Source organism: Thioreductor micantisoli, from assembly GCF_055392745.1.
Genome location: NZ_AP043760.1, coordinates 1018281 through 1040285, shown reverse-complemented (window position 1 = coordinate 1040285; position 22005 = coordinate 1018281). Strand labels below are relative to the sequence as shown.

The window sequence follows — 22005 nt, the reverse complement described above, 5'->3', positions numbered from 1 at the left end:
CTTTTTGTTATATAAAATTTTGTTTAACTATGATAGTTATGTTATTATTTTACATCTCATAAAGGAGATAAATGCAATGACATTTTAAATTTAGTGTTTAATAAGTTTATGAGAGTGCTGGCTCATAAGCATATGTAAAGTATTGTAAATGGTTTAATTCGCAATACCTTCTAATAAGCTCCATATCCATTTTTGGGTGTGGGGCTTTTTTTTTGCTCTAAAAATGGTGAAAACTTTTATTCTTTATTAGTAGGCAGGGCTTGGGCTAGCAAGAAATTAGGGGGTATAAATGGATATAAACCATTTCTTAACCGCAGTAGCTTATAGCATACTTGCATTTGAATATACTTTACATATATTCAAACACTAAATTTAAAGACATCGAAAAGACCAGCACTCTTTTTGGTGTCAAATTAACAACAAATTTTCAAATATCACGGATAAATTTTTTATCCATTAAAACGGAATATCTTCATCGTCTATATCAATTGACGGTATTTGTGGTTCTTGTCGCGGTTTAGTTGGTTGTTGTGGCTTATTATAACTTTGCTTATTATTTTGATTACTCCCACTATTTTCATTTTTATTATCCATAAATTGCATTTTTTCAGCGATTACAGAGTGTTTACTTCTTTTTTGTCCACTGTTATCAGTCCATTGGTCCAATACCAATCTACCTTCGATTAAAACTTTTTTACCTTTTTTTAGCCATTGATTAGCTGTTTCGGCACTTCTTCCAAACATAGTTATATCAATAAACATAACTTCTTGTTTTTTTTCTTTTGTAACAGCATCATTGTAAGTTCTATTAGTAGCTAAGCCAAATTTTGCTACAGCAGTACCGCTTGGAGTATATCTAAGCTCTACATCTCGACTAAGATTTCCGATTAAAATTACTTTGTTATACATTTTGTCCCTTTATATAAAACTCTTTCAATGTTTCTTTATATCTCGCTCTATACAATAAAGCAGCTTGATATACATTTTCAACTTCTTTCATAACTTCAACTAAATTTGGTTTTGGCATAAAGAATAATGGTAAATCATTTTTAAATAGATCGCCATATTTTTCATCAATCTCTTCCACAAACTTATTGTCAAATACTTCGATAACTTCATCAAGTAAGCTCATTGGAAATGGTTGAAGTTCTCCAAATTTATTTAAAACTATTATTCTACTTTTGGTGTAATCTAAAATTTTACCAATTGGTGCATTTTTCGAAAAAAACTTAATAAATGTGGCATAATAATCACCAGCTATACTTTTTATAAAACATAATTCTTCTTGCTCTTCTTGTGTAATATTTTTAACAAACTTTTCTATCAATTTTACTTCCTTTTACTTTTAAAAATTCAACTTTTTTTCTTGTAATAGGGCATTTATCTTTAAATGCTATTTCTATTGCCCCATATCTTAATAACTCATTAACTCTTCCACATACTGCATTTATTTCTATATCCATTCCAATTTCAATTTGTTTTCTTGTTATAGGTTGTTTTACTTTTTTTATATACTCATATATTCTCATTCTTTGTGATGATGCTTTACCATTTTTTCTATGCTCATTGTAAGCAATTCTTGATGTTTGTTTAACCATAACTCCTCCTTAAAAGTATTTCCCATTCTTGTTCTACAAAACTAAACTCAATTCCATTTTCTCCAGCAAGTTTAATTAAAAACTCTATATGCTGGACTAACTTCTCATTTCCTATATCTTTTGTGGATAAAGGATAACCTTTCTCATCTCTTGGGTAATCAAGATTTATAAATTTCAAAACTTGTTTAAATCCATTGTATGTAATTTGTTTCATATAAAGTACACCTAATTCAGTTTTAAGTCTTAAAGGTGTTTTATCGTAAAATTCTTTAATTACAGAGTGGTAAAAACGATTAAAGTTTCTTGATATTTTCATTAACTAGCAGCCTTAACTGTTTGTTTAGTTTCTAAATAATCTTTTATAAGTCCTTTTAGTTTATTTTGATTGTTTAGTAGCTCTATCTTTACATCATCATTTCGTAATTGATAATTTAGTGCATTCATCCAGGTTGAAAAATATGAAATATCTTCTTTTGGTAAATCAAGTTTAATAATAGTTTCTAAAAATCTATTTCTAATTACAGCATTACCATTGTTATTGTTTGTTTGTTTTTGTTGAATATTTTTAGGTTTAGAATTATTATCTTCTTCATTATGCGTATTGGTTGCGTCTGCGTCTTGTGTATCATCTAAGCAAAACATTGCCGCTTCAGCATATTTTGCCGCATAGCTAATGCTTGCCCCAGTTATTTGAGATACATCCATTCCTTTTTTGTTTTCAGCCTCTCTTGCATAACCGACTGTTTCAGCTACTAAATTACCTTTATAATCATAAAGGCTTGAAGTAACTTTTACATAATATCTATTGCCAATTAACACTATTTCAGCTGTTCTTGTTTTTGCAGCACCTGTCATTTGTAATAAAGGTTTGAGTGCTTCATCTATATCTTCAAGTGCTCTATATTTATATCCTCCAAATTTATTATATTGATTCTTAGGTACTTTTAAATTTACTTGTAAATAATTAAGTAACGCAATACCTTCAAAAGGTTTTATCTCATTATTTTGTTCTTCAGCCATTCTCAATTTCTCCTTTTATTTATTTTTACTTGTTTTAAAGTAGGGGTAACAACTTCTTCATAATGGGCCATTTTAGACTTAACTAACTCATCTTTATCTACATCAAGAATAAACTTCTTAGTTTTCCTTTCTCCAGCAGGTTTGATTGTTACAGAGCTAACGATTGCCCCTTTTAATTTTTCCACACCCAAATTAGTTTCTACATATTCAGCAACTTCTTCGCTTATATTTTGTTTTTGTGTGCTTAATTCTTTTATCTCTTCATCTAACATCTTTTTATAGTTTTTTAACTGTTCTACTCTATTATCTATATTTTGAATGCCAAATGCTATATAGTCTGCAAGGGATTGTTCGATTGGTAAGTTTCTTTCAGTATATTCTGCTATCTTTGCATTTAGAAGAGGTGTAATTTCTTCTTTTGTAAGAACTTCAAGTTTTGTATTTTTTATTGCTGGTAACTTCATTCTTCGCCTTTTTCGATTAAATTTTTAAGTTCTCTAATTTGCTCATTTGTTAGATAATAATATGGATTAACATCAGTAACTATTTCTCTATCAATAAAGAAATTTGGGCTGTCATTAATTATAACTATGGCTACAGTTTCTGGTATTTCATCTGCTCCATTTTTTATTTCTTGTTTTACTGCTTCAAAAACTTCATCACTATCAATTTCCAATTCAAATTCTGTTTCGTATGGATTGCTTCCGTCGTAGTAAGGGTTTTTGCTAAAAGTCATCCCTTTATCCTGGCACCAAGTTTTCCATTACTCAATTCCTTTAAATATATTTCTTTCAAAAAAAGATACGCGGCAGTATCTCTTTTTTTTACACTCTCACAACTTTTTTTATTTATTCCTCTGTTTAAATACCTTAACGCTATTCTTAATGCATCTTTTGTTTTCATTTTTCCTCCTCCAAGATTTCTTTTATAGTTTCTATTACTAATTTTTCTACTTCTTGTGTAGTCATTTTTTACCTTTAATTTGTTGGTATTTTTCAATTTCTATATAATAGCTAATATCTTTTTTATCATAAGTTTCTTTTATATTTTCTAACAAATCATTTATATTATTTTCGCTATCTTCAAGATAAACATCTTCAATACCTTTTGCTCGTTCCGAATAAACTACAATTCTATATACAAATCTTCCTTTATTCCTGCCAACAGTTAAACATCTACTACAAATATCTAACTTTTTACCACTTGGCGTTTTTACTTTAAAAACTTTACTAACTCTTGTTTTGCAAATATCACAAATTGTTACTTTCACTTTATTTCTCCTTAATGCCAATCTCTGTTTTTTTTGATTTGATACCATTCATATATTTTTAAACTTAATAAAAATAGTATGGGTAAAATTCCTAAAAATATTGCCTCTATCATTGTGCTTTCCTTTTTTCCATCCATTCATCTAAATCACTTTCTAAAATTGTTCCATTCATTTTATTGCTCCTTATTTTGTTATAATTCCTAAAAAAGGAAATTTATGTATATTTGGAAATTTGATGATGGATATTTTAAAATATCTTCAACATCCAACGGTTGGTTATTATCTGTTCATTTAGAAGATGGAACTTGGGATAAACTCGGTTACTATAATTCTCCTCTATCCGCTTCTGATGATGTTTATTATCTTGATATAGATTATGATTTACCTTTTGAAATCAATTTATCAACTTCTCTTCCGGTGGATTTATCAGAGTGGGAGAAGTTACAATCTCTCTGATTTTTTTTAAGGCATCACATCTTCTTTTTGTATTGCTTTTATAAACTTCCCATTCGATTGGGATAATTCCAACTTTTATAAGCTCTTTTAACTTTTCTTCACCAAGTATTTTTTTAGCTGTTAAGATTGCTTTATTTTTTTTATTTAAAATTCTATTAACTGTATCTTTATTCATTGTGCTTCCTTATTTTTTAATACTTCTAATACTTCATCGAAAGTTGAATATATTCCATTTTCTCTTATTTCTATAGGCTCTCTTGCATTTTCATTATCTTTAATAAGATAAGTATAATTTTTATTATCATAAAACGTTATACTGACAATTTTATAATTATGAATAGTTAAGTCTTTACTATGTTCTTCACTTGTCATAAAATATATACTGTCTCCAATATTAAATTTTGTTTCCATTTTCATTTTAATCCTTTTATTTTATTTTTTAATTAGCTGACGAGTGCAGGGAATATAAAGGAGTAAAATATCTATATTTATATTCATTAAAATCAAAAGGAGGAGTATGCAACACGGTTATAAAATTTATACATTTTTCCCCACACTAATCAACTAACATAGGTGTTCTAATTGTCTTTTAGCTATAATTAGCTGGTTAGTGTGGGGAAATTTAATTTTATAAAGGAGGTAACATGGAACAAGGAATTGATTATTTTCAAATGTTAAGAGCTTTTATAAAAACTGCATTTGAAGTAAAAAATATGCCTTTTTCTCCTGATGAAGAAAAAGAATGGTTAATTAAAGCAGCCGAATTTCTTAATCTTGATGTTCAAGACTTAAAAGAACTTCAACAATCCACTTCTTCAAACAATCCGCAGAAATAGTTGGACATTTCATTTTTTTTTCCTTTCTCCCCACACTAATCAACTAACTATTAGAGGTTTTTAACAACAAGTTTTCAATTATCTGTTTCGATGTTGTAATTTTAGCAAAATGCTAACTTAATGTCAAGAGATATTTAGCAAAATGCTAATTAAATTTAGATATAATGTTAAAAAAGATAAAAAGGGGTTAGTATGGACTTTGAAATAGCATTAAATAATCTGGGAGATAAAATAAAAAATACACAAGATAAAATATTGACAGAGGAAGCTACTAAGACTTCTTATATTTTACCTTTCTTAAATGTTTTGGGATATGATGTCTTTGATCCAACTGTTGTAGTTCCTGAATTTACAGCAGACATAGGAAGAAAGAAAAATGAAAAAGTAGATTATGCAATTATGGTAAAAGATAAACCATTAATTTTGATAGAAGCAAAAACACATACTGAAACATTAGATAGACATAAAACACAATTAGAAAGATATTTTACAGTTACAGAAAGTAAGTTTGCTGTTTTAACAAATGGTATTGAATATAGATTTTATTCTGATTTAGAAAAACCAAATGTAATGGATAAAGGTCCATTTTTAACGATAGATTTATTAAATTTAAAAGATAGAGATTTTAAAGAACTTGAAAAATTTAAATCAGAAAACTTTAATGTTGAAAATATACTTAGTATGGCAGGAAGAAAAAAATATGTCAATGGTGTCAAAAGTATTTTAAGAGAAGAAATGAAAGAACCAAGTGAAGATTTTATAAGAATTTTTGCCAGTAAATTAATTAATAAACACCTTAGACAGCAAGTAATTGAAGAGTTTAGAGGCTATGTAAAACAAGCTATGAATGAAACAATTACTGATTTAGTAAACGATAAAATAAATGCTTTAAAAGATAAGTTAAATAATGAAAATAATATAGAAAATGAAAATATTGAGGAGCAAATCGAAGAAACAAAAGATAATGGAATAGTAACTACCGATGAGGAATTAGAAGGATATTTTATTGTAAAATCTATATTTGCTGAAAAGATTGATTTAAATAGAATAGCACAAAGAGATACAAAAAGTTATTTTGGTATTTTATTAGATGATAATAATAGAAAGTGGCTTGTAAGATTACATTTTAATTATTCAAATAAATATCTTGAAATAAGAACGGGCGATAAAGAAAGTGAAAAATATTTATTAGATTCTTTGAATGATATTTATAAGTATAAGGATGGTATTATAAATACTTTAAATGTTGTTGGGGAAGGGCTAAATTAAAAGAATATAAAACTACATTAGATAATATTAAAAAAATTTGTGGGTTTTAATAATTAGGGATTACTCCTAATATTTTTAATCTAACTATAATAGCTTCTCTTGATACTTGAAAAGTTTCTGATAAATCATCTATTGTAAAATCATAAATATATGAAGAAATATATTTTTTCAATAAATTAGAAGGCATTAGTAAATTTGCAGCAAAATTATTAGCTTCTCTCTCCAAATTGTAATATGTTTTATTATTCAGTCCTCTTGCTGCTATCTTTATATTGTTTTGTTTTAATTTTTTATTTAAACTTTCATCTTTGAAAAATGTTTTATTTTCTGAAAAATGTAAAAATATATGCCCAAGTTCGTGAGCAATTGTAAATCTTTCTCTAAAAGGAGAAGTTATACCACTTTTATAATGAATGTAATATTTTTTATTTTCATATTTACTAAATCCATCAAAATTAATTTTTTCTATTTTATTAACTTCTATATTAAAAAACTCACAAATTTTATCTAAATCAATTGGAGCTTCTTTTTGATTTGTATATTCTAAAATATCTTTAGGAGTTATTTTTTTGATTTCTATTTTCCCTCTATATAATGGGTTTTCTTTTAATTTTTCAATATTTTTTAAAGTATCTTTTTCATCAATCTTAAAAAGGCCATCTTCAAATTCGAGTTCATATTCCCCTTTTATAGCCTCTTTTATAATTTCTAAATAAATTCCATCAAAACATTCTTTTTTGTAGATATTTCCAAAGCCATCTACAATTACATCTAATAAAGTTGCTTTTGGATGTGTTAAAATTACTCTTCTCATTTTATAACCTTTCTAAAATTCGTATAATACATTTTTTCTAGTTTAGGAGGGAAATTTTCACCTTTTAATACTTCCTTATACTTTTCAACTATTTCTTTTAATTGTATTTTATCAAAATTTTCTTTTGATATTATATCGTTTTCTAATAAAGACTCTTTAATTAACCTTTTCATTTCAATTTCTTCAGGTTTTTTCATAGGTTTAAATCCTAGTAATACCCAAACAACAAAGGCATTTACTAAGGGTTTTAAAGTAATAATTTCAATATTTTGTTTTTTCATAAATTCTATACAATGTGGATGAATATAATTTTTTAAAATACCTTTATGCTGGAAATCTTCTTTAAATCCAATATATCCTAAATGAAAATGATTAAATTCTATTTTATACCAACTTATTAAAGTTTTTGTTATTTCTTCTGAATTTAAATAAATTTTATATTTATATTCTTCTCCTTCTGGATGAAATTTATCGAAATCAAAATCATTTTTAAAAGTTTTATCATCTTTTGAAAAGTTGTAAAGATTTTTCATATTTAAATTCATTTCACAAATCCGTAATAACTTTAAAACATCTTGCCATTTTTAGATCATCATCTTTGCCGATTGGAATAGGTGCATATCTATCATTTAAAGGCACTAGCATTATAGGTTTATTGTCTTTGTCCATAAGTATCTTTTTAAGCCCACTCTCCCTATTTAAAGTGTAATGAACGATGTTATTATTATCAATATATGCTTGTGTATCACATAAAACTATATTTCCTTCCTGGATTTTTGGATTCATACTATCTCCTATAGCTTTTACTGCATATCTACCCTCACGATACAACTCTGTTGGAACAGGTATTTTGTCGTAATCTTCATAAAAAAATTGATTTGTAGGAACTCCGCAACTTGCTTCGCCAATAACTGGTATGTAATGGGTTAAAGGGATTGTGTTGTCATATCCTAAAAGATAATCAGTTGGAACATTTAAAAAATTGGCTACTTCATTTAAATATTTTTTCCCAATAGAATCTCTTTTTTTCCAAGTTGAGATAGTACCTGCTGGAACTTCTAAATACTCTGCTAAATCTTTTTGTGTTTTATTCATATTTTTTAATGCCTTTTCTAATTTTTTTGCGAATGTCATATTTACTCCTTTATTGAATAATCGGTTTTTATATATGAAAGTTTAGCATAATGTTAAGTAACAAAATGCTAACTTTTACTTGACATATAGTTAGCAAAATGCTAAAATTACGAATATAAACTATTTAAGGAGTTTTATTTGAATGAAAATATAAATATAAAAAGAAATTTAAAAAAAGTTTTAAAACAACAAAAACAAACCACAAAAAGTATTTTAAAAGATGCTGGTATTAGAGATGATTTATTCTTTCAATATCTATCTGCTCCAAACAGAAGAATACCCGCTGTATGGATTAGGAGAATAGCAAAGTCTTTAAATATTTCAACTGATGAAATTTTATTGGAGGATTAAAAAATGATTTTAAAAAATCTAACAAAAAATTATTCAACTATTCCAAATGAGCTAATAGCTGATAATGAAATATCAAATGGAGCCTTTAGACTTTATTGCTATTTAGCTTCTAAACCACATACTTGGAAAATAAATAATACTGATATATCAAAACAATTAAAAATAGGTTCTAATAATTCTTTAAACAAATATTGGAAAGAATTAATTAAAAATGGTTGGATAGAAAAATCAAGAGGACAAGATAAAACAGGTAAATTTACAGGTGAAACAATATTATCTTTATTTGATAACCATAATCGCAAAAAATGCGAAGATGGAGAAAATCCATTATCGCAAAAAAACCATTATCGCAATAATTGCATTAATGGAAAAAGTGCGAAACATAGTAATACTAATCCTATTAGTAAAACTGAATTAAGAAGTAAAACTAATAAAGAAAAAAAATATATAAAAAAAGAATTTACACTTTTTAATTCTCAAACTTCTGAACTTTTAAATAATTTAGGAGTAGATGAAGATTTTGCACAAAAGTTAATCGAATACAGAAAAGAACTTGGTAAGCCTTTTAAAACTACAATGGGATTAAATAATATTTTAAGCGAGTATGTGAGAATTAAAAGTGCTATGAAATTAAATGCAGAAGAGATATTTGAAATTCAAGCAGGTAAAGAGTGGGCAGGTGTAAAAGTTGGATGGATTAAAAGGGAGTTAGAGGAAGATAAGAAACAACAAGTAATCGTAGCAAATGGAAGTAATGGAATGGATTTAAGTGGATTTAGCAAAGTAGGACAGGAAACAGCAAGAAATGCACAAGCAGCAATGAAAAAAATAAAATTAATGCAGCAACAAGGAGGATTTTAAAATGTTAGATATGAATATTTTTAATAGTTATTTAATGATGTTAAGCGATATGTATGCACCAAAGCCTTTAAGCGAGAATGCAATAATGGGATATTATGCAGTTTTACAAAATATGAGTAATGAAAAGTTTGTAAAGTCTGTTAAAAAAGTAATGAGTGAATGGAGTTACAGCTATATGCCAAAACCTGCACATATACTAAATGCACTTGTAAGTAAAGAGAATTTGGAAGTAGAAGCCCAAAATGAGTGGAATTTAGTGATAGAAGCAATAGAAAAATATGGAAGATACCAAAATGTAGAATTTCAAAACATAGCTACAAATGGAACAATAACAGCAATTACAGGTGGTAAATGGAGTGAGCTATGTAGCAAAAACTATGAACAGTTAGATTGGGTAAAAAAAGATTTTATAAAACTTTATCAAAATTATAGAAAAAATCCAGTAAAAGCAAAAACAAATATACTAATTGGATTAACAGACGAAACAAGAGCCGTAACGATTAAAAGTAGTGTGAATGATACAAAGATACTAAAAAGTAATAATCTTGCGATAGAGAACAAAGAAACCGACAAAGAACAAGTAAAACGAAACTTAATTGTTGGAAGTTTCAAAACATTTTAAAAAGGATATGAAGATGCTTAAAAAGTTAGAAGAGCTAAACAAAAGAAGAAAAGAAGTCTTAAAATTTATTGACATTAAAAAAATAGACTTCAATTCTAAAAAAATAATTATACCAATTGAAGCAGTTAAATGCAATAAAAGTGATTTTGTAGATTATAACTTAGCAGGAATGACTAAAAATATTTTTTTTACTCAAAGAGGTATTTATAAAAGTAATCCTATTTTGTTTAGAGGAGAGCAAATAAATAGAGCTTTTATTAATTTTGTGAATGATTTGCAAATAGATATAGATGAGTTATGCGTGGAATATTATTATTTTATAAAAGATAATAAATTAGGTATCAATAAAATTTCTGGGATATTAGGAAGTATTAGTGGTTGGACTACTTTTTTTAATGTTACATTATTTACCCCGAAGAGAGAAAATATTAATCTTAGTATAAATAAAAAGAAAATAAAGTTTTTAGTTAAGATAAATGATGTATTAGAAAAGATTGTAAAAGGAAAAAAATGATTGATATGGTTTTGTATAAATTAGGATTAGTAAGAGCAAGCAAAATGGAAAAATTGAAAGAAGAGTTAAAGAAAACTGTTGATGATATGCGAGATAAATTCTTTAAAAATGAATTTGAAATGTCAAAACTGGTGAAAAGAATAACAGAAATAAAAGATATAAATATGGGACTTGAAAGTGAATTTGATACTTATGATTTAAAAATAAGTTTAGCTAATAATAACATTATCAAAAAAGATAATGAAATTAAAAAACTAAAAAATGAAGTAAAAAAATTGAAACTTGAAAATAGATATTATAGAAATAGAAATCAATATATTGGTTTGAATAATAACATTGCGTTTGGACTAAGTAATGACTTATTAGAAATAAATACAAAAGGAGACGAACAATGAGTAAACAATTAGTAGAATTAACTTATATTACTCCTCTTTGGCTTATTGCCAAAGGAATAAGATACTCACACGACAATCATCATTTGAGTGATAGTAAAGTTGATTTAATATGCCCAGTTTGTTTTGAACAATTATCAGCTAATATAGGAGAAGAATTATATTGTCCAGTATGTGGGGATATAAAGATGGAAATAGACTTATATAGTAACACCATTGGTCAAAAAGATTATGAGTTAATTAAGAGAGTAGGATTTCATCAAAATCATCAGTCGGTTTTAGAGCATTCTTTAATAGTTTTTAATGTAAAGATGACTACTAAAGCATTATTAGAAGAGAGCAGACACAGAGTTGCAGTTAGTCAAACAGTAACAAGCAGCAGATATGCACTTGATATTATTGATATTGAATATTCAAAAGTTAATAATGATGAAAATATTGATAATTTTTTAGAAAATTATAGACAAGCTTGTATTAAGTTAATTGATAGTTATAGAAATGAAAAAGGAAAAATATCTAAACACGATATGGATAACTTAGCAATGGCACTTCCACAAGCATTTATATATAAAATGCAATTAACTTTTAATTTAAGAAGTCTATTGCACTTTTTAGAATTAAGATTATCTAAATCAGCTCATTGGAGCATTAGAGAAATAGCTAAACAAGCATTTGAAGCAATTTCAAAAGATTATCAAGAATTGATTTTAGAACAAGAAAGAATTAAAAGAGAATTAAAAATGGAGGATTTAAAATGAGTGTAAACATAGAAATAATAAAACAAAGAAAAAAACTTTATGGAGATAACTTTACTTGTATTAAAAATAAATGGGAATTTCTATTCCAAAAGATAATTCGTGAAAGAGATGTTGCTATGGCAATGGCAGAAATGAAAGAATGTAGAATGGTAGCTACAAAACAAATAATAGAAAAAACAACTGATGAAAAGTTATTGAAAGAGTTGGGAATATCATTAGAAGACACTATCACCGATATGAAAAATTATAAGTGGATCTCAAGAAATTATGAAGAGTATAAAAAGTTATAAGGATTGGAAATGACTAAAAAACAAAAAAGAGAAAGAGGACTTTTGCTTCTTTCATATTCATTTTTGAATGAGCTATGGGAAAGACAAGGCAAAAAAGAATTAGATCTAAAAGATATGACAGAAGCTGATTTAATATTTAAGCAAGTATATAAAAAACTATTTAGAATTAGAAGAATATTTGCAAATGAAAGGATAAGAGATTTTATTTTAAAAAGAGTGCCAGATGATATATCTCAAACTTGGGATATGGCACTTGTAGCAGTTGTAATATTAGCTTGGTTTAAGAGATTGAATTTAACAAAAGAGATTATATTGACTGATGATATTGAAAAGTTAACAACATTGATTGCACAAGAAATGAGAAATAATAATGAAGATGAATTTGTAAAAAATAGTATTGAATATGCAAGTAGCTTAGTTGCAGATATATTTCCAGATAAAAAAGGTTTAATCGAGTTTAGAAGAATGACAAATAAATTCCCTTTTGATTTGATAACAAAGGAAGATAACAATGTGGCCTAAAAAACATAAATATAATGCAAAAAAAGTAGAATTTGATGGATTGAAATTTGATAGTAAAAAAGAGGCATCAAGATATTTTGAGCTTCTTCTTTTGATAAAAGCTGGGAAGATTAAAGATTTAAAACTTCAACCAAAGTTTATGCTACAAGAGAATTTTAAATATAAAGGAATTACAATAAGAGCTATTCATTATATAGCAGATTTTGAGTATGTAGATGAAAGAGGTATGAGAGTAGTTGAAGATGTAAAAGGCTTTAAAACTGATGTTTATAACATTAAGAAGAAACTATTTTTGAATAGATATTCTTATTTAGATTTTAGGGAGATATAGTGGAATTGAAGGTAGATTTTAAGGGCTTGGAAGAGTTTAAAAACACGATTAATGAAAAGATGCTTGAAAATATTGTAAAGAGAACGACCAGAAGAACTGTTACAAAATTTAAAACAGTTACTACACAGGAAGTTAGGAAAACTTACAATATTAAATCTAAGGATTTAAAAAACTATATTAAAATAAAAAAAGAAGATAATTCTAAATATAAAATTAATATTGCATCAAGACAAAGTAACCTTGCAAAGTTTGGAGCGAGACAAACTAAAAAAGGTGTGAGTGTTTTAATTAAGAAAGGTGAGGGAAGAAAGTTAATTACAGGTGCGTTCTTAGCTAAGGGTAAGAATGGAAGTATGAGAGTGTTTATGAGAAAGAAAGAGAAGAGAAAACTAAGTGCTCTTTATTCATTATCTATTCCACAAATGTTTAATAAAGATGTAATGAAGAAAGGATTTGATGAAGCACAGAAGACTTTTGAGAAAGAGTTTGAGCATAACTTGGATTATTATTTGGGAAAGATTAAATAAATTTAAGGTACTGTAAGCCCTTGAAATCGGTCGCGGGCACTTGCGACCGCAAAAACGATACATATAACTTATTTTTTTAAGGTTTACACAATTACACAATGCAAAATCCGCTTATAATGAAAGAGGAATAAATTTAAAAGGTAAAAAATGGCTGGAAAAATTACACTTGATTTAACTGATGACAATGATATTTTAGTTTCTGTAGGTATTTTAAAAGATTTACCTATTTTGCAAGTCTCAAAAATGACTATAAGTAATTGGATAAATGACGGATTACCTTATGATATGCAAGGTAAAAGGCGAACATTTCCAATAAGTAAGGCAATTAAATGGCTTATAGAACACGGGAAAATAGATGTATCTACTGAAATTCTTGACGAAATTGATAGAACAGAGTTACCACCAGACTTAAGAGATAAATTAGCAAGTGCTGAACTAAAAGAATTTAAGCTCCAAAAAGAAAAAGGACTTTTGATTGATAGAGATGAAGTCGAACGAAAAGGTTTTGAAATAGGGAAAAAATTAAAAGATAATTTAAAAACAATTCCTATAAGATTATCTGATGAACTTGCAAATTTGAATGATGTACATACAATAAGAAGTCGTTTAGAAGATGAAGTTAATAAAATTTTAGAGGATATTACTAAGGATATTGAAAGTGCCGTTTGAAAAAGGATTTTTGAATGGAATAAAACCTGATGAAATATTGACTATCAGTGAATGGGCGGATGAATATCGTGTGCTACCAAGTGAGGGAAGTGCAGAACCTGGTATTTGGAGAACTAATAGAACACCATATTTAAAAGAAATTATGGATGAGTTGTCTCCTCAAAGTCCTACTAAAGAAGTAGTTTTTATCAAAGGGACACAAATTGGAGCCCCATTAAGTTTAGATACTCCTATCCCTACCATAGATGGTTGGACTACAATGGGAGATATAAAAGTTGGTGATAAAGTTTTTGATGAAAATGGAAATGTATGTGATGTAAATTATGTAACTCCTATTTTTTACAATAGAGATTGTTATGAGATTACTTTTAGTGATGGTAATAAAATAATTGCAGATTTGTTTCATAGATGGTTTGTTCATAGGTATGTAGGAAAAACATTTAAAAGATATGAAGAACAAGTTACTACTACTGGGGAAATGATAAAAGATTTTAAACAAGGTAAGAGAAATAGATATGCAATTCCCGTTACAAAACCTTTAAAATTAGAAGAAAAAATATTGCCTGTTCATCCTTATTTAATTGGGCTATGGCTTGGAGATGGTAATAGATATTCTAATAGAATAACTATAGAGAATAAAGATGCTGATGAAGTTGCAAAAATTTTAAAAGAATTTGGAGTTTACTGTGAAGTAACTGATAAACATTCAAAAGGAAATGCAACAGAGATTATTTTTAAACCTTATAAAAAAGAGGGATATTGCAAAAGAGGACATAAACTTTCAGAAGTTAGAACAATAAATGGAAGATGTAGAAAATGTCATAATCAAAGGAGTGCTTATTATCAATACGGAACAAAAATAGATGATGTAATTGTAGAAAAATCATATTATAAATTGATGAAAGAATATAAAATTGCTCCTTATAAAAGATTACCTGATTTTTATTTAAGAGCTTCTGAAATACAAAGAAGATATTTATTAGCAGGATTAATTGATAGTGATGGTCATATAAATAAAAATGGTTATGTGGAGTTTTACAATATTGATGAAAAAATTGCTGATTATGTTTTTGAACTTGCGGCAAGTTTAGGTTATAAATCTAAAAAAGTGACAAAAAAACATAAAGACAGTTATTTGGGAAACCATTTAATAAAAGTTTCAACAAATATTATTTATGTAGTTAGATTTTTGGCTTATAAAGAAGATGGAATTGTTTCACTTTTGCAAAGAAAAAGCAATAATTTAAAGTCAAAAAATGGAGGAAATGTAAGAATTACAGAAACTTATCGAAGAAGAGTTGTTGATATTAAAAAAATTAATTCTGTTCCTGTAAGATGTATTGGAGTTAATTCAGAAAATCATCTTTTCCTTGCTGGAAAATTTATGGTTCCTACTCACAATACAGAATTAGGAAATAATGTTTTATTTTATTATGCTGATTTACATCCGTGTCCAATGTTGCAGGTCCTACATACAGAAGATATAGCTAGAACTCACTCAAAAACTAAAATATGGCCGTCAATTGAGGTTATGAGATTATCAGAAAAAATAAAAAGAGCTGCAGGAAGTAGCAGTGGGTCCACCACGACTGAACTTGTTTTTCCAGGTGGAAACTGGAAGATTGGTTGGGCGCAAACTAAATCAACTTTTGCAAGTGTAAGTAGAAGAATAGTTGTGGGTGATGATGTGGATAGATGGCCACTTGATGTTGGTGGAGAAGGTAACCCTGTTGAACTTTTAAAAAAAAGAACTGATGCTTTTGCTAATAGAAAAATTTATATAAATTCTACTCCGACAGTTAAAGGAGCAAGTAATATAGAAAAAGAATTTAATGAAAGTGATAAAAGGCATTTTTATGTGCCTTGTCCTAAATGTGGGGAGTTTATTATTTTTGAAAAAGAGAATTTTATCTATGAATATGATGATGAAACTTATGAACTTAAAGGAAATGTTAAATATAAATGTTCTAAATGTGGAGAATTAATTGAAGAGTGGAATAAAACAGAAATGCTTAAACAAGGTAAATGGATAGCTCATAATCCAAAATCTACTAAAAAAGGTTATAGATTACCGAGTTTTTATTCTCCAGTTGGTTGGCTTAGTTGGAATGCAATATTTAAAGAATATTTAAGTGCATTAAGACAACAAGATAAATATGGAAATGATGAATATATGAAAGTTTGGGAGAATACAAGGAATGCAAAAGTATTTGAAAAATCTCAAAAAGAGCAAGATTTTGAAAAGATATATGAATTACAAATAAACTTAAATGAGGGATTAGTTCCTGATGATACAGTTTTTTTAGTTATGGCGGTGGATGTACAAAAAGACCATTTTTGGTATGAAGTTAGAGCATTACAGTATGGAAATAAAAAACATGTACTAAGAGTTGGAAGAGTTGAAAATTGGAGTGATATTGAGGATATTTTCAGAACTTATTATGTAGATAAAAATGGAAATAAATATTTTGTAAAAGTTTGTGGAATAGATAGTGGATTTAATACAGCAGAAGTTTATGAATTTTGTGCAATGAATAGTGATATTTGCATACCTGTAAAAGGTAAAGATACAATGACTAATCCTTGGATTACAAGTGAAGCAATGAGAAAAAGAGATGGGGTAAGTATTGCTACTGGGCTTAAAGTCTATGTTCTTAATACTGATTATTTTAAAGATATGCTTTATAACTCAATTACAAGAAGTTTAAAACTTAAAGAAAAAGAGGGGGAAATAAGAGATGATAACACTGTTACAATCCATAAAAATATAAATAAAACTTTTGCAAAACAATATACAAGTGAGCATAAAATAGTTGAAGTAAATAAAAGAGGGCGAGAAATTTACAAGTGGGAAAAAGTAAATAGTAGAGCCGATAATCACTTATGGGATTGCGGTGTTTATAATACTTTTTTAGGTGAACTTTTGGGAATTAGATTTTTGAGAAAAACACAAACACAAATTAGAAAGAAAATAAATTCTCAAAGGTCTAGAACTCAAAACACAACAAGTGAAAATTATTTAGATGACTTTTAAGGAGCAATAAAATGAGTAGAACAAAAAAAGATACTTTTTATAAAAAAACTACAATTCATCCAACTATTACAGAATTAAGTTTTGATATTTTAAGGAAAATTGCAGAAGATAAAGGTGTTTCTTATACAAAAATAGTTGAAGAATTATTAAAAGAGAGTGAAACATTTGGAAAATATAAAAAAGAAATACTCCAAAATGGCTTTTTTAAGAAATATTAAATCTAGTCAACTACCTTAAAAAATTTTATTTATTTATAATTTGATAAAAAAAGGTTATGTTTTGGCTGAAACTCTTGGAAATAAGCTTGATAGATTACAAACTGCTATTGCTAAATTAGAGAGCGGAGCAGTTAGTTCTTATGAGATTGAGGGTAGAAAAATAACTTATCAAAGTATTCAATTTCTTTATAAAAGAGAAGAAGAATTAATCCATAAAATAGAATCTTATGGAAGAAATTATGTTTTAGGAAGTAACACAAAACCTATAAGGAGAAATATCCGTGTCTCTTTTTGCTAAATTTAAAAATGTTTTTGGCTTTAAAAAACGAAAATTTTACGAGGGTGGAAGAATAACCAAAGCAAATAAAGATTTTTGGAATGCAGACTCTGCCTTTGAAGTAACCGCTACTCCTGATAGAGATAGATTAAGAGCAAGAGCGAGATGGTTGCACGAAAATAATCCTATTATGGCGAATATTGATAAAACTATTGTCAATAATGTTGTAGGAAGAGGTATTAAATTTCAAAGTAAAACTGGAATTTCTAAATTTGATGATGAAATAGAAAGATTATGGAGAGAATGGGAAAAATCTAGCAACTGTGATGTTACTGGTCGAATTAACTTTGGAGATTTACAAAGACTTATTTTAGAACAAAGAATGGTTGATGGAGAAATCTTAATTTATAAAAAACTTACAAAAGATAAAAATTTTCCTCTTAAAATTCAACTTATAGAAGCGGATAGAATTCAAAAATATGCAACACTTGATAATATTATTGACGGAATAGAAATTGATGATAATGGAAAACCTATTTTTTACAATATTATAAATAATAGAGATTATCAAACTGTTTATGAAGAGATTAAACTACCTGCAAGAGATGTAATTAATTATGTAAGATTAGAAAGAGCTACCCAATATAGAGGAATTAGCGAATATAAACAATCAATTTTAGATATTAAAAACTTTTCTGCTTTCCAATCTTCTACAATTCAAGCTGCAAGAGCAAGGGCGAATATTGCATATGTTGTAGAACAAGATGAAGCCCCTGGATTTCAAAATGGTCTTACACAGGATGATGAACTTGAAGATTTACAAGTAATAAATGGTGTAATGGTACATTATCTTAAAAAAGGGCAAAAAATAAGTAAAATTGACCACAATGGAAGTATGGATAATACCTATGCAGGATTTGTTTCTACGGTTGTTAGAATGATTGCAGTTGCAAGGAATATAAGCTATGAATTAGCATTTAGAGATTATAGCAAGGTAAATTATTCATCTGCAAGAGCAAGTCTTATCCAGGATAATAAAAGATTTGACTACGAACAACAACATTTAATCGATTATGTACTTAATCCTATTTTTGAGAGTTGGCTTGATGCAATGATAATGGCTGGAAGAGTTAAAACTATTAATTCTGTGGAGTACTTCAAAAATAAGTCTAAATTTTTAAAAGCGAAATGGGTAACACCTTCTCGAGAATGGGTTGATCCATTAAAAGATATGAAATCTATTCAAATGGAGTTGGCTCTTGGACTTACTACAAAAAGTGAGGTGGTTGCAAGTAGAGGTAAAGATTTTGAAGAGGTTTTAATTCAACAAAAAAAGGAAAATGAAATGATTAAAAAATATTTAGGAGAAGGAGCATTAAATGAACCTAAAAAATAAAATTGTTGGAAGTGAGATACAAAGAAGAGCATCTCCCCAAATAAAACTGATTGATGAAAAGCAAAGAAAAGTACCTTTTATTCTTATTTCAAAAGATAATAAGGGTGAGAGATATTGTTGTGGTGAAGTGCAATATGTTGAAGAACTTGATGTAGATGGTGCTGATTTTAGCAATTTAAAAACATTTTTCAAGGACCACAATAGAAGTGTTGATAGTGCTATTGGGAAAATTGAAAATGTTCGTGTGGATAACGGTGAGCTAAAAGCAGATGTTATTTTTGGTAGCACTGCTGATGCAGTAGAAGTATTTAACAAATACAGAGAAGGAATTTTATCTGATGTATCTGTTGGATATAAAGTTAGAGGAATTGAAACTATTGAAAAAACAAATGAGCCCCCTTTAATTAGGGTAACTCAATTTGAATTGGTCGAAGTTAGTGCAGTTGGTGTTGGATTTGATAAAGGTGCAACAGTAGGAAGAAGTAAAACTAAGGAGAATGATTTGTTGACTAAAGAAGAAATGCAAAAAAGATTAAAAGAGTTAGCAGCTCTTAAAGAGAGAAGTGCAGAACAAGAAAAAGAGTTAGAGAAATTAAGAACTCAAGAAAAAAATGTTGAAACAAGAGAAACTGAAATGAATGAACTTCAAAGAAGAGGTGATATTCAAGATATTGCTATTTCTTATGGAACAGATAAAGAAACAGTTAAAAGATTTTTGGATGATAAAACAAAAACAAAAGAAGATTTTATGAGAAATTTACTTGATGAAAGAAGTGCAGAACAACCAAAAGTTTATCCTGGTAAAAATGGTGATGAAAACGGAAATGAAAAAGTTAGAGCAATGGCAGATGGGCTATTACTAAGAAGTGGATTTAATCTAAAAGAGAAACACAAAGACGCTGATATGTTTAGAGGTATGTCTGTTCAAAATATGGTTAGAAAAGTTGCAGGTTTAGGACTTGAAGCAAGCGAACACGAATTAGTGAGAGCAATGACAACGAGTGATTTTCCTTTAATTTTATCTAATGTTCAAAATAAAGTTATTCAAAATAGTTTTCAAAGTGCTCCTGTAACTTTTAGAGATTGGACACAAGCAGTTGATTTTAAAGATTTTAAACCGAGACAAGAAGTTAGAAAAGGAAGTTTTGGAGCAAACTTTAAAAAAGTGCAAGAGTTAGGAAAAACTGAATATATCGAAAAAGGTGAAGCTGGGAATACTTGGCAAATTCATTCTTATGGTGCAAGATTTGCATTTAGCAGACAAATGCTTATAAACGATGATTTAGGTATGTTCACTGATGATTTACAAGATATGGTAGAACAAGTAGCAGTTTTTCAAAATAGATTAGTTTATGATTTATTACAAGGAAGAGGCGAATTTGCTAATTATACAATGAATGACGGGAAAGCTATTTTTGATGCATCTCATAATAATTATGATGATAGCGGTTCTGCACTTGCTACAGATAGTTTAGCAGCAGCAAGAACAAGAATGATGAGACAAAAAGATTTTGACGGAAAACAATTAAGAATATTGCCAAAATTCCTATTAGTTCCACCAGAAATTGAAGTAGCTGCTCTTGAACTTTTACATTCTACTGCAAAAGTTGAAGCAGGAAATGCTGGAGTTGCTAATCCATTTAAAGGTGCATTTAATTTAATTAGCGATATGGAAATTGAAGATGCAAAAGCTTGGTATTTAGCAGCAGCAAGAAAAACGATTAAAGTAGGGTATCTACAAGGAACAAACAGAAGACCTATCGTAGAAGAAGTAAATAAAAGCAATATAAATGGGATAGAATATGAAATGGTGTTCGATTTTGGTGTAAATGCAGAAGACTTTAGAGGTCTTTACAAAAATAAAGGAGAATAAAAATGAGTAAAGAAGCATATATTATAATGGAAGATGATAGAGTACCTTTTACTCTATCTGAAAATGTAGAAGTAGGGGATATTATTGATTTTGGTGCTGAAATGATTGCTGTTGCAGGTACTAGTGGATTAGCAGGAGATACAATTACTGTTTATTTAAATGATAAAATTGTGGAAGCTCCTGCAAAAAGTGATGATGATATTAAAGTTGGGGATAAATTATACTGGAATCCAGATGATAGAATTTTGGCTCTTGATTCAAATTCTGGAGCGTATAATCCTGCTGGACATGCAGTTACAACAAAAGATAGTGCAAGTAATATTAGAATCATTCTAAATAAATAAGGATAAAAAATGTTTGTAAAAATTAAAAGAGCTGTGGTTTATAAAGGCAAAAAATATGATAAAGGTTCTATTATTGAAGTTGGTAATGATTTAGGTAATAGAATGATTTTAGCAGGACAAGCGCTAAGAAGTAATAAAGTAGAATTTGAAGGTCAAGAGAAAAATACTTTAGATTTAGAAAAACTTACAGTTAAAGAGCTTGAAGAAATTGCAAAACAAAAAGGTATTGAGTTAGAGTCTAAAATGAAAAAAGCTGAAATTATTGAATTAATTAAGGCTAAATAATTGAGTTTAAAAGATTTTTTTAAAGAAGATTTAGAAATAATTTTTAATCTTGATGAATTTGCCGAAAATGCTGAATATAATGGGGCAACCTTTCCCGTTATTTTCTATGAAAAAAGTGAATATCTACTTGATGATGGTTATTTAGGATATTCTCCTGCAATTATTGCTAAAAAAGAAGATATAAAAGATATAAAAACTGGTGATAGTTTGATTTTTAGAAATACCACTTGGTATATAACAAAAAAATCTTTTAAAGATGAACTTACTACTAAACTATTCCTTTCAAAAGAAAGTTCTACAAGATTTTAATCTAGTCAACTACCTTAAAAAAATTTATTTTCCTA

Annotated in this window: 35 protein-coding genes and 1 pseudogene; 22 read left to right on the top strand and 14 right to left on the bottom strand. The window is 27.9% G+C overall.

The annotated features are described in order from the left end of the window. Positions 1 to 456: 456 nt before the first annotated feature. From ssb to ACZ5OA_RS05525, 11 genes are all read right to left on the bottom strand, one after another. Complete coding sequence (gene ssb, locus ACZ5OA_RS05575; protein WP_464906891.1) at positions 457 to 909, bottom strand: single-stranded DNA-binding protein; 453 nt, start codon at positions 907 to 909, stop codon at positions 457 to 459. Further along, complete coding sequence (locus ACZ5OA_RS05570; protein ID WP_464906890.1) at positions 902 to 1327, bottom strand: hypothetical protein; 426 nt, start codon at positions 1325 to 1327, stop codon at positions 902 to 904. Before ACZ5OA_RS05570 ends, ssb begins: the two co-directional genes overlap by 8 nt. After that, complete coding sequence (locus ACZ5OA_RS05565; protein WP_464906889.1) at positions 1308 to 1598, bottom strand: hypothetical protein; 291 nt, start codon at positions 1596 to 1598, stop codon at positions 1308 to 1310. The genes ACZ5OA_RS05570 and ACZ5OA_RS05565 overlap by 20 nt, the downstream gene beginning before the upstream one ends. Next, positions 1591 to 1914: a hypothetical protein gene (locus ACZ5OA_RS05560; RefSeq protein WP_464906888.1), complete on the bottom strand. Its 324-nt coding sequence runs from the start codon at positions 1912 to 1914 to the stop codon at positions 1591 to 1593. Before ACZ5OA_RS05560 ends, ACZ5OA_RS05565 begins: the two co-directional genes overlap by 8 nt. Then, positions 1914 to 2618 carry an ERF family protein gene (locus tag ACZ5OA_RS05555; protein WP_464906887.1) on the bottom strand — a complete coding sequence of 235 codons (705 nt, stop codon included), beginning with the start codon at positions 2616 to 2618 and terminating at the stop codon, positions 1914 to 1916. Before ACZ5OA_RS05555 ends, ACZ5OA_RS05560 begins: the two co-directional genes overlap by 1 nt. Before the next feature lie 2 nt (positions 2619 to 2620). After that, positions 2621 to 3082, bottom strand: a complete 462-nt coding sequence (locus tag ACZ5OA_RS05550; RefSeq protein ID WP_464906886.1) for a hypothetical protein — start codon at positions 3080 to 3082, stop codon at positions 2621 to 2623. After that, entirely contained in the window at positions 3079 to 3354 is a 276-nt protein-coding gene (locus tag ACZ5OA_RS05545) for a hypothetical protein (RefSeq protein WP_464906885.1), read from the bottom strand. The genes ACZ5OA_RS05550 and ACZ5OA_RS05545 overlap by 4 nt, the downstream gene beginning before the upstream one ends. Continuing rightward, complete coding sequence (locus tag ACZ5OA_RS05540; protein ID WP_464906884.1) at positions 3351 to 3521, bottom strand: hypothetical protein; 171 nt, start codon at positions 3519 to 3521, stop codon at positions 3351 to 3353. Before ACZ5OA_RS05540 ends, ACZ5OA_RS05545 begins: the two co-directional genes overlap by 4 nt. Before the next feature lie 61 nt (positions 3522 to 3582). Continuing rightward, positions 3583 to 3888 carry a hypothetical protein gene (locus ACZ5OA_RS05535; RefSeq protein ID WP_464906883.1) on the bottom strand — a complete coding sequence of 102 codons (306 nt, stop codon included), beginning with the start codon at positions 3886 to 3888 and terminating at the stop codon, positions 3583 to 3585. Positions 3889 to 4282: 394 nt separating this feature from the next. Next, complete coding sequence (locus ACZ5OA_RS05530) at positions 4283 to 4519, bottom strand: hypothetical protein (RefSeq protein WP_464906882.1); 237 nt, start codon at positions 4517 to 4519, stop codon at positions 4283 to 4285. Then, positions 4516 to 4761, bottom strand: coding sequence for a hypothetical protein (locus ACZ5OA_RS05525; protein WP_464906881.1), 246 nt, complete (start codon positions 4759 to 4761; stop codon positions 4516 to 4518). The genes ACZ5OA_RS05530 and ACZ5OA_RS05525 overlap by 4 nt, the downstream gene beginning before the upstream one ends. Before the next feature lie 227 nt (positions 4762 to 4988). Here ACZ5OA_RS05525 and ACZ5OA_RS05520 point away from each other — a divergent pair, with 227 nt between their 5' ends. After that, on the top strand, positions 4989 to 5180 hold the full coding sequence (locus ACZ5OA_RS05520) for a hypothetical protein (protein WP_464906880.1): 192 nt from the start codon (positions 4989 to 4991) through the stop codon (positions 5178 to 5180). Between the two features lie 192 nt (positions 5181 to 5372). Then, complete coding sequence (locus ACZ5OA_RS05515) at positions 5373 to 6449, top strand: type I restriction endonuclease (protein WP_464906879.1); 1077 nt, start codon at positions 5373 to 5375, stop codon at positions 6447 to 6449. A gap of 46 nt (positions 6450 to 6495) precedes the next feature. Here the strand turns inward: ACZ5OA_RS05515 and ACZ5OA_RS05510 are convergent, their stop codons facing one another. Genes ACZ5OA_RS05510 through ACZ5OA_RS05500 form a run of 3 tightly spaced genes read right to left on the bottom strand, consistent with a single transcriptional unit; the run spans position 6496 to position 8397 of the window. Then, positions 6496 to 7263: an ImmA/IrrE family metallo-endopeptidase gene (locus ACZ5OA_RS05510; RefSeq protein ID WP_464906878.1), complete on the bottom strand. Its 768-nt coding sequence runs from the start codon at positions 7261 to 7263 to the stop codon at positions 6496 to 6498. Beyond that, the gene (locus ACZ5OA_RS05505) at positions 7260 to 7796 is read right to left on the bottom strand and encodes a hypothetical protein (protein WP_464906877.1); all 537 of its coding nucleotides are present in this window, start codon (positions 7794 to 7796) and stop codon (positions 7260 to 7262) included. Before ACZ5OA_RS05505 ends, ACZ5OA_RS05510 begins: the two co-directional genes overlap by 4 nt. Before the next feature lie 13 nt (positions 7797 to 7809). After that, positions 7810 to 8397, bottom strand: coding sequence for a helix-turn-helix domain-containing protein (locus ACZ5OA_RS05500; protein ID WP_464906876.1), 588 nt, complete (start codon positions 8395 to 8397; stop codon positions 7810 to 7812). A gap of 138 nt (positions 8398 to 8535) precedes the next feature. On the opposite strand from ACZ5OA_RS05500, the gene ACZ5OA_RS05495 reads away from it, so the two are divergent. From ACZ5OA_RS05495 to ACZ5OA_RS05400, 20 genes and pseudogenes are all read left to right on the top strand, one after another. Beyond that, positions 8536 to 8748: a hypothetical protein gene (locus ACZ5OA_RS05495; RefSeq protein ID WP_464906875.1), complete on the top strand. Its 213-nt coding sequence runs from the start codon at positions 8536 to 8538 to the stop codon at positions 8746 to 8748. 3 nt (positions 8749 to 8751) lie between these two features. After that, positions 8752 to 9609 (top strand): hypothetical protein, encoded by an 858-nt coding sequence (locus ACZ5OA_RS05490; RefSeq protein ID WP_464906874.1) that lies wholly within the window; start codon positions 8752 to 8754, stop codon positions 9607 to 9609. Between the two features lies 1 nt (position 9610). Continuing rightward, the gene (locus ACZ5OA_RS05485) at positions 9611 to 10231 is read left to right on the top strand and encodes a DUF6475 domain-containing protein (protein WP_464906873.1); all 621 of its coding nucleotides are present in this window, start codon (positions 9611 to 9613) and stop codon (positions 10229 to 10231) included. Between the two features lie 13 nt (positions 10232 to 10244). Then, a complete protein-coding gene (locus ACZ5OA_RS05480) occupies positions 10245 to 10745 on the top strand; it encodes a hypothetical protein (RefSeq protein WP_464906872.1) in 501 nt (166 codons plus the stop codon). Next, on the top strand, positions 10742 to 11140 hold the full coding sequence (locus ACZ5OA_RS05475; RefSeq protein WP_464906871.1) for a hypothetical protein: 399 nt from the start codon (positions 10742 to 10744) through the stop codon (positions 11138 to 11140). The genes ACZ5OA_RS05480 and ACZ5OA_RS05475 overlap by 4 nt, the downstream gene beginning before the upstream one ends. Next, positions 11137 to 11895 (top strand): FAD-dependent thymidylate synthase, encoded by a 759-nt coding sequence (locus ACZ5OA_RS05470; RefSeq protein WP_464906870.1) that lies wholly within the window; start codon positions 11137 to 11139, stop codon positions 11893 to 11895. The genes ACZ5OA_RS05475 and ACZ5OA_RS05470 overlap by 4 nt, the downstream gene beginning before the upstream one ends. After that, the gene (locus ACZ5OA_RS05465) at positions 11892 to 12185 is read left to right on the top strand and encodes a DUF6378 domain-containing protein (RefSeq protein WP_464906869.1); all 294 of its coding nucleotides are present in this window, start codon (positions 11892 to 11894) and stop codon (positions 12183 to 12185) included. The genes ACZ5OA_RS05470 and ACZ5OA_RS05465 overlap by 4 nt, the downstream gene beginning before the upstream one ends. A 9-nt stretch (positions 12186 to 12194) precedes the next feature. Next, entirely contained in the window at positions 12195 to 12707 is a 513-nt protein-coding gene (locus ACZ5OA_RS05460; RefSeq protein WP_464906868.1) for a hypothetical protein, read from the top strand. Next, the gene (locus ACZ5OA_RS05455) at positions 12697 to 13038 is read left to right on the top strand and encodes a DUF1064 domain-containing protein (protein ID WP_464906867.1); all 342 of its coding nucleotides are present in this window, start codon (positions 12697 to 12699) and stop codon (positions 13036 to 13038) included. The genes ACZ5OA_RS05460 and ACZ5OA_RS05455 overlap by 11 nt, the downstream gene beginning before the upstream one ends. After that, a complete protein-coding gene (locus ACZ5OA_RS05450) occupies positions 13038 to 13565 on the top strand; it encodes a phage tail protein (protein WP_464906866.1) in 528 nt (175 codons plus the stop codon). The genes ACZ5OA_RS05455 and ACZ5OA_RS05450 overlap by 1 nt, the downstream gene beginning before the upstream one ends. A 147-nt stretch (positions 13566 to 13712) precedes the next feature. After that, entirely contained in the window at positions 13713 to 14234 is a 522-nt protein-coding gene (locus ACZ5OA_RS05445; protein ID WP_464906865.1) for a hypothetical protein, read from the top strand. After that, a pseudogene (locus ACZ5OA_RS05440) lies at positions 14224 to 14442 on the top strand (phage terminase large subunit family protein); the annotation flags it as partial. The gene ACZ5OA_RS05445 and the pseudogene ACZ5OA_RS05440, both read left to right, overlap by 11 nt. A 51-nt stretch (positions 14443 to 14493) precedes the next feature. Beyond that, positions 14494 to 17268, top strand: a complete 2775-nt coding sequence (locus ACZ5OA_RS05435; RefSeq protein ID WP_464908327.1) for a terminase gpA endonuclease subunit — start codon at positions 14494 to 14496, stop codon at positions 17266 to 17268. Positions 17269 to 17279: 11 nt separating this feature from the next. Continuing rightward, a complete protein-coding gene (locus tag ACZ5OA_RS05430; RefSeq protein WP_464906864.1) occupies positions 17280 to 17486 on the top strand; it encodes a hypothetical protein in 207 nt (68 codons plus the stop codon). 61 nt (positions 17487 to 17547) lie between these two features. Then, positions 17548 to 17784 carry a hypothetical protein gene (locus ACZ5OA_RS05425; protein WP_464906863.1) on the top strand — a complete coding sequence of 79 codons (237 nt, stop codon included), beginning with the start codon at positions 17548 to 17550 and terminating at the stop codon, positions 17782 to 17784. Next, the gene (locus ACZ5OA_RS05420; RefSeq protein WP_464906862.1) at positions 17768 to 19159 is read left to right on the top strand and encodes a phage portal protein; all 1392 of its coding nucleotides are present in this window, start codon (positions 17768 to 17770) and stop codon (positions 19157 to 19159) included. Before ACZ5OA_RS05425 ends, ACZ5OA_RS05420 begins: the two co-directional genes overlap by 17 nt. Continuing rightward, on the top strand, positions 19143 to 21032 hold the full coding sequence (locus ACZ5OA_RS05415) for a phage major capsid protein (protein ID WP_464906861.1): 1890 nt from the start codon (positions 19143 to 19145) through the stop codon (positions 21030 to 21032). The genes ACZ5OA_RS05420 and ACZ5OA_RS05415 overlap by 17 nt, the downstream gene beginning before the upstream one ends. Before the next feature lie 2 nt (positions 21033 to 21034). Beyond that, positions 21035 to 21376: a DUF2190 family protein gene (locus ACZ5OA_RS05410; RefSeq protein WP_464906860.1), complete on the top strand. Its 342-nt coding sequence runs from the start codon at positions 21035 to 21037 to the stop codon at positions 21374 to 21376. 9 nt (positions 21377 to 21385) lie between these two features. Then, positions 21386 to 21661, top strand: a complete 276-nt coding sequence (locus ACZ5OA_RS05405) for a Rho termination factor N-terminal domain-containing protein (RefSeq protein WP_464906859.1) — start codon at positions 21386 to 21388, stop codon at positions 21659 to 21661. Beyond that, positions 21662 to 21970, top strand: a complete 309-nt coding sequence (locus ACZ5OA_RS05400) for a hypothetical protein (protein ID WP_464906858.1) — start codon at positions 21662 to 21664, stop codon at positions 21968 to 21970. Positions 21971 to 22005 lie beyond the last annotated feature (35 nt).

What these genes read in the sequence shown, in the direction of transcription:
- ACZ5OA_RS05545 (WP_464906885.1), bottom strand. Translation starts at nt 3,354, where the DNA reads ATGACTTTTAGCAAAAACCCTTACTACGACGGAAGCAATCCATACGAA.
- ACZ5OA_RS05415 (WP_464906861.1), top strand. Translation starts at nt 19,143, where the DNA reads ATGAACCTAAAAAATAAAATTGTTGGAAGTGAGATACAAAGAAGAGCA.
- ACZ5OA_RS05515 (WP_464906879.1), top strand. Translation starts at nt 5,373, where the DNA reads ATGGACTTTGAAATAGCATTAAATAATCTGGGAGATAAAATAAAAAAT.
- ACZ5OA_RS05520 (WP_464906880.1), top strand. Translation starts at nt 4,989, where the DNA reads ATGGAACAAGGAATTGATTATTTTCAAATGTTAAGAGCTTTTATAAAA.
- ACZ5OA_RS05510 (WP_464906878.1), bottom strand. Translation starts at nt 7,263, where the DNA reads ATGAGAAGAGTAATTTTAACACATCCAAAAGCAACTTTATTAGATGTA.
- ACZ5OA_RS05565 (WP_464906889.1), bottom strand. Translation starts at nt 1,598, where the DNA reads ATGGTTAAACAAACATCAAGAATTGCTTACAATGAGCATAGAAAAAAT.
- ACZ5OA_RS05485 (WP_464906873.1), top strand. Translation starts at nt 9,611, where the DNA reads ATGTTAGATATGAATATTTTTAATAGTTATTTAATGATGTTAAGCGAT.
- ACZ5OA_RS05460 (WP_464906868.1), top strand. Translation starts at nt 12,195, where the DNA reads ATGACTAAAAAACAAAAAAGAGAAAGAGGACTTTTGCTTCTTTCATAT.
- ACZ5OA_RS05445 (WP_464906865.1), top strand. Translation starts at nt 13,713, where the DNA reads ATGGCTGGAAAAATTACACTTGATTTAACTGATGACAATGATATTTTA.
- ssb (WP_464906891.1), bottom strand. Translation starts at nt 909, where the DNA reads ATGTATAACAAAGTAATTTTAATCGGAAATCTTAGTCGAGATGTAGAG.
- ACZ5OA_RS05500 (WP_464906876.1), bottom strand. Translation starts at nt 8,397, where the DNA reads ATGACATTCGCAAAAAAATTAGAAAAGGCATTAAAAAATATGAATAAA.
- ACZ5OA_RS05435 (WP_464908327.1), top strand. Translation starts at nt 14,494, where the DNA reads ATGGGAGATATAAAAGTTGGTGATAAAGTTTTTGATGAAAATGGAAAT.
- ACZ5OA_RS05470 (WP_464906870.1), top strand. Translation starts at nt 11,137, where the DNA reads ATGAGTAAACAATTAGTAGAATTAACTTATATTACTCCTCTTTGGCTT.
- ACZ5OA_RS05455 (WP_464906867.1), top strand. Translation starts at nt 12,697, where the DNA reads ATGTGGCCTAAAAAACATAAATATAATGCAAAAAAAGTAGAATTTGAT.
- ACZ5OA_RS05555 (WP_464906887.1), bottom strand. Translation starts at nt 2,618, where the DNA reads ATGGCTGAAGAACAAAATAATGAGATAAAACCTTTTGAAGGTATTGCG.
- ACZ5OA_RS05525 (WP_464906881.1), bottom strand. Translation starts at nt 4,761, where the DNA reads ATGAAAATGGAAACAAAATTTAATATTGGAGACAGTATATATTTTATG.
- ACZ5OA_RS05410 (WP_464906860.1), top strand. Translation starts at nt 21,035, where the DNA reads ATGAGTAAAGAAGCATATATTATAATGGAAGATGATAGAGTACCTTTT.
- ACZ5OA_RS05530 (WP_464906882.1), bottom strand. Translation starts at nt 4,519, where the DNA reads ATGAATAAAGATACAGTTAATAGAATTTTAAATAAAAAAAATAAAGCA.
- ACZ5OA_RS05480 (WP_464906872.1), top strand. Translation starts at nt 10,245, where the DNA reads ATGCTTAAAAAGTTAGAAGAGCTAAACAAAAGAAGAAAAGAAGTCTTA.
- ACZ5OA_RS05405 (WP_464906859.1), top strand. Translation starts at nt 21,386, where the DNA reads ATGTTTGTAAAAATTAAAAGAGCTGTGGTTTATAAAGGCAAAAAATAT.
- ACZ5OA_RS05490 (WP_464906874.1), top strand. Translation starts at nt 8,752, where the DNA reads ATGATTTTAAAAAATCTAACAAAAAATTATTCAACTATTCCAAATGAG.
- ACZ5OA_RS05560 (WP_464906888.1), bottom strand. Translation starts at nt 1,914, where the DNA reads ATGAAAATATCAAGAAACTTTAATCGTTTTTACCACTCTGTAATTAAA.
- ACZ5OA_RS05505 (WP_464906877.1), bottom strand. Translation starts at nt 7,796, where the DNA reads ATGAAAAATCTTTACAACTTTTCAAAAGATGATAAAACTTTTAAAAAT.
- ACZ5OA_RS05475 (WP_464906871.1), top strand. Translation starts at nt 10,742, where the DNA reads ATGATTGATATGGTTTTGTATAAATTAGGATTAGTAAGAGCAAGCAAA.
- ACZ5OA_RS05540 (WP_464906884.1), bottom strand. Translation starts at nt 3,521, where the DNA reads ATGAAAACAAAAGATGCATTAAGAATAGCGTTAAGGTATTTAAACAGA.
- ACZ5OA_RS05550 (WP_464906886.1), bottom strand. Translation starts at nt 3,082, where the DNA reads ATGAAGTTACCAGCAATAAAAAATACAAAACTTGAAGTTCTTACAAAA.
- ACZ5OA_RS05465 (WP_464906869.1), top strand. Translation starts at nt 11,892, where the DNA reads ATGAGTGTAAACATAGAAATAATAAAACAAAGAAAAAAACTTTATGGA.
- ACZ5OA_RS05430 (WP_464906864.1), top strand. Translation starts at nt 17,280, where the DNA reads ATGAGTAGAACAAAAAAAGATACTTTTTATAAAAAAACTACAATTCAT.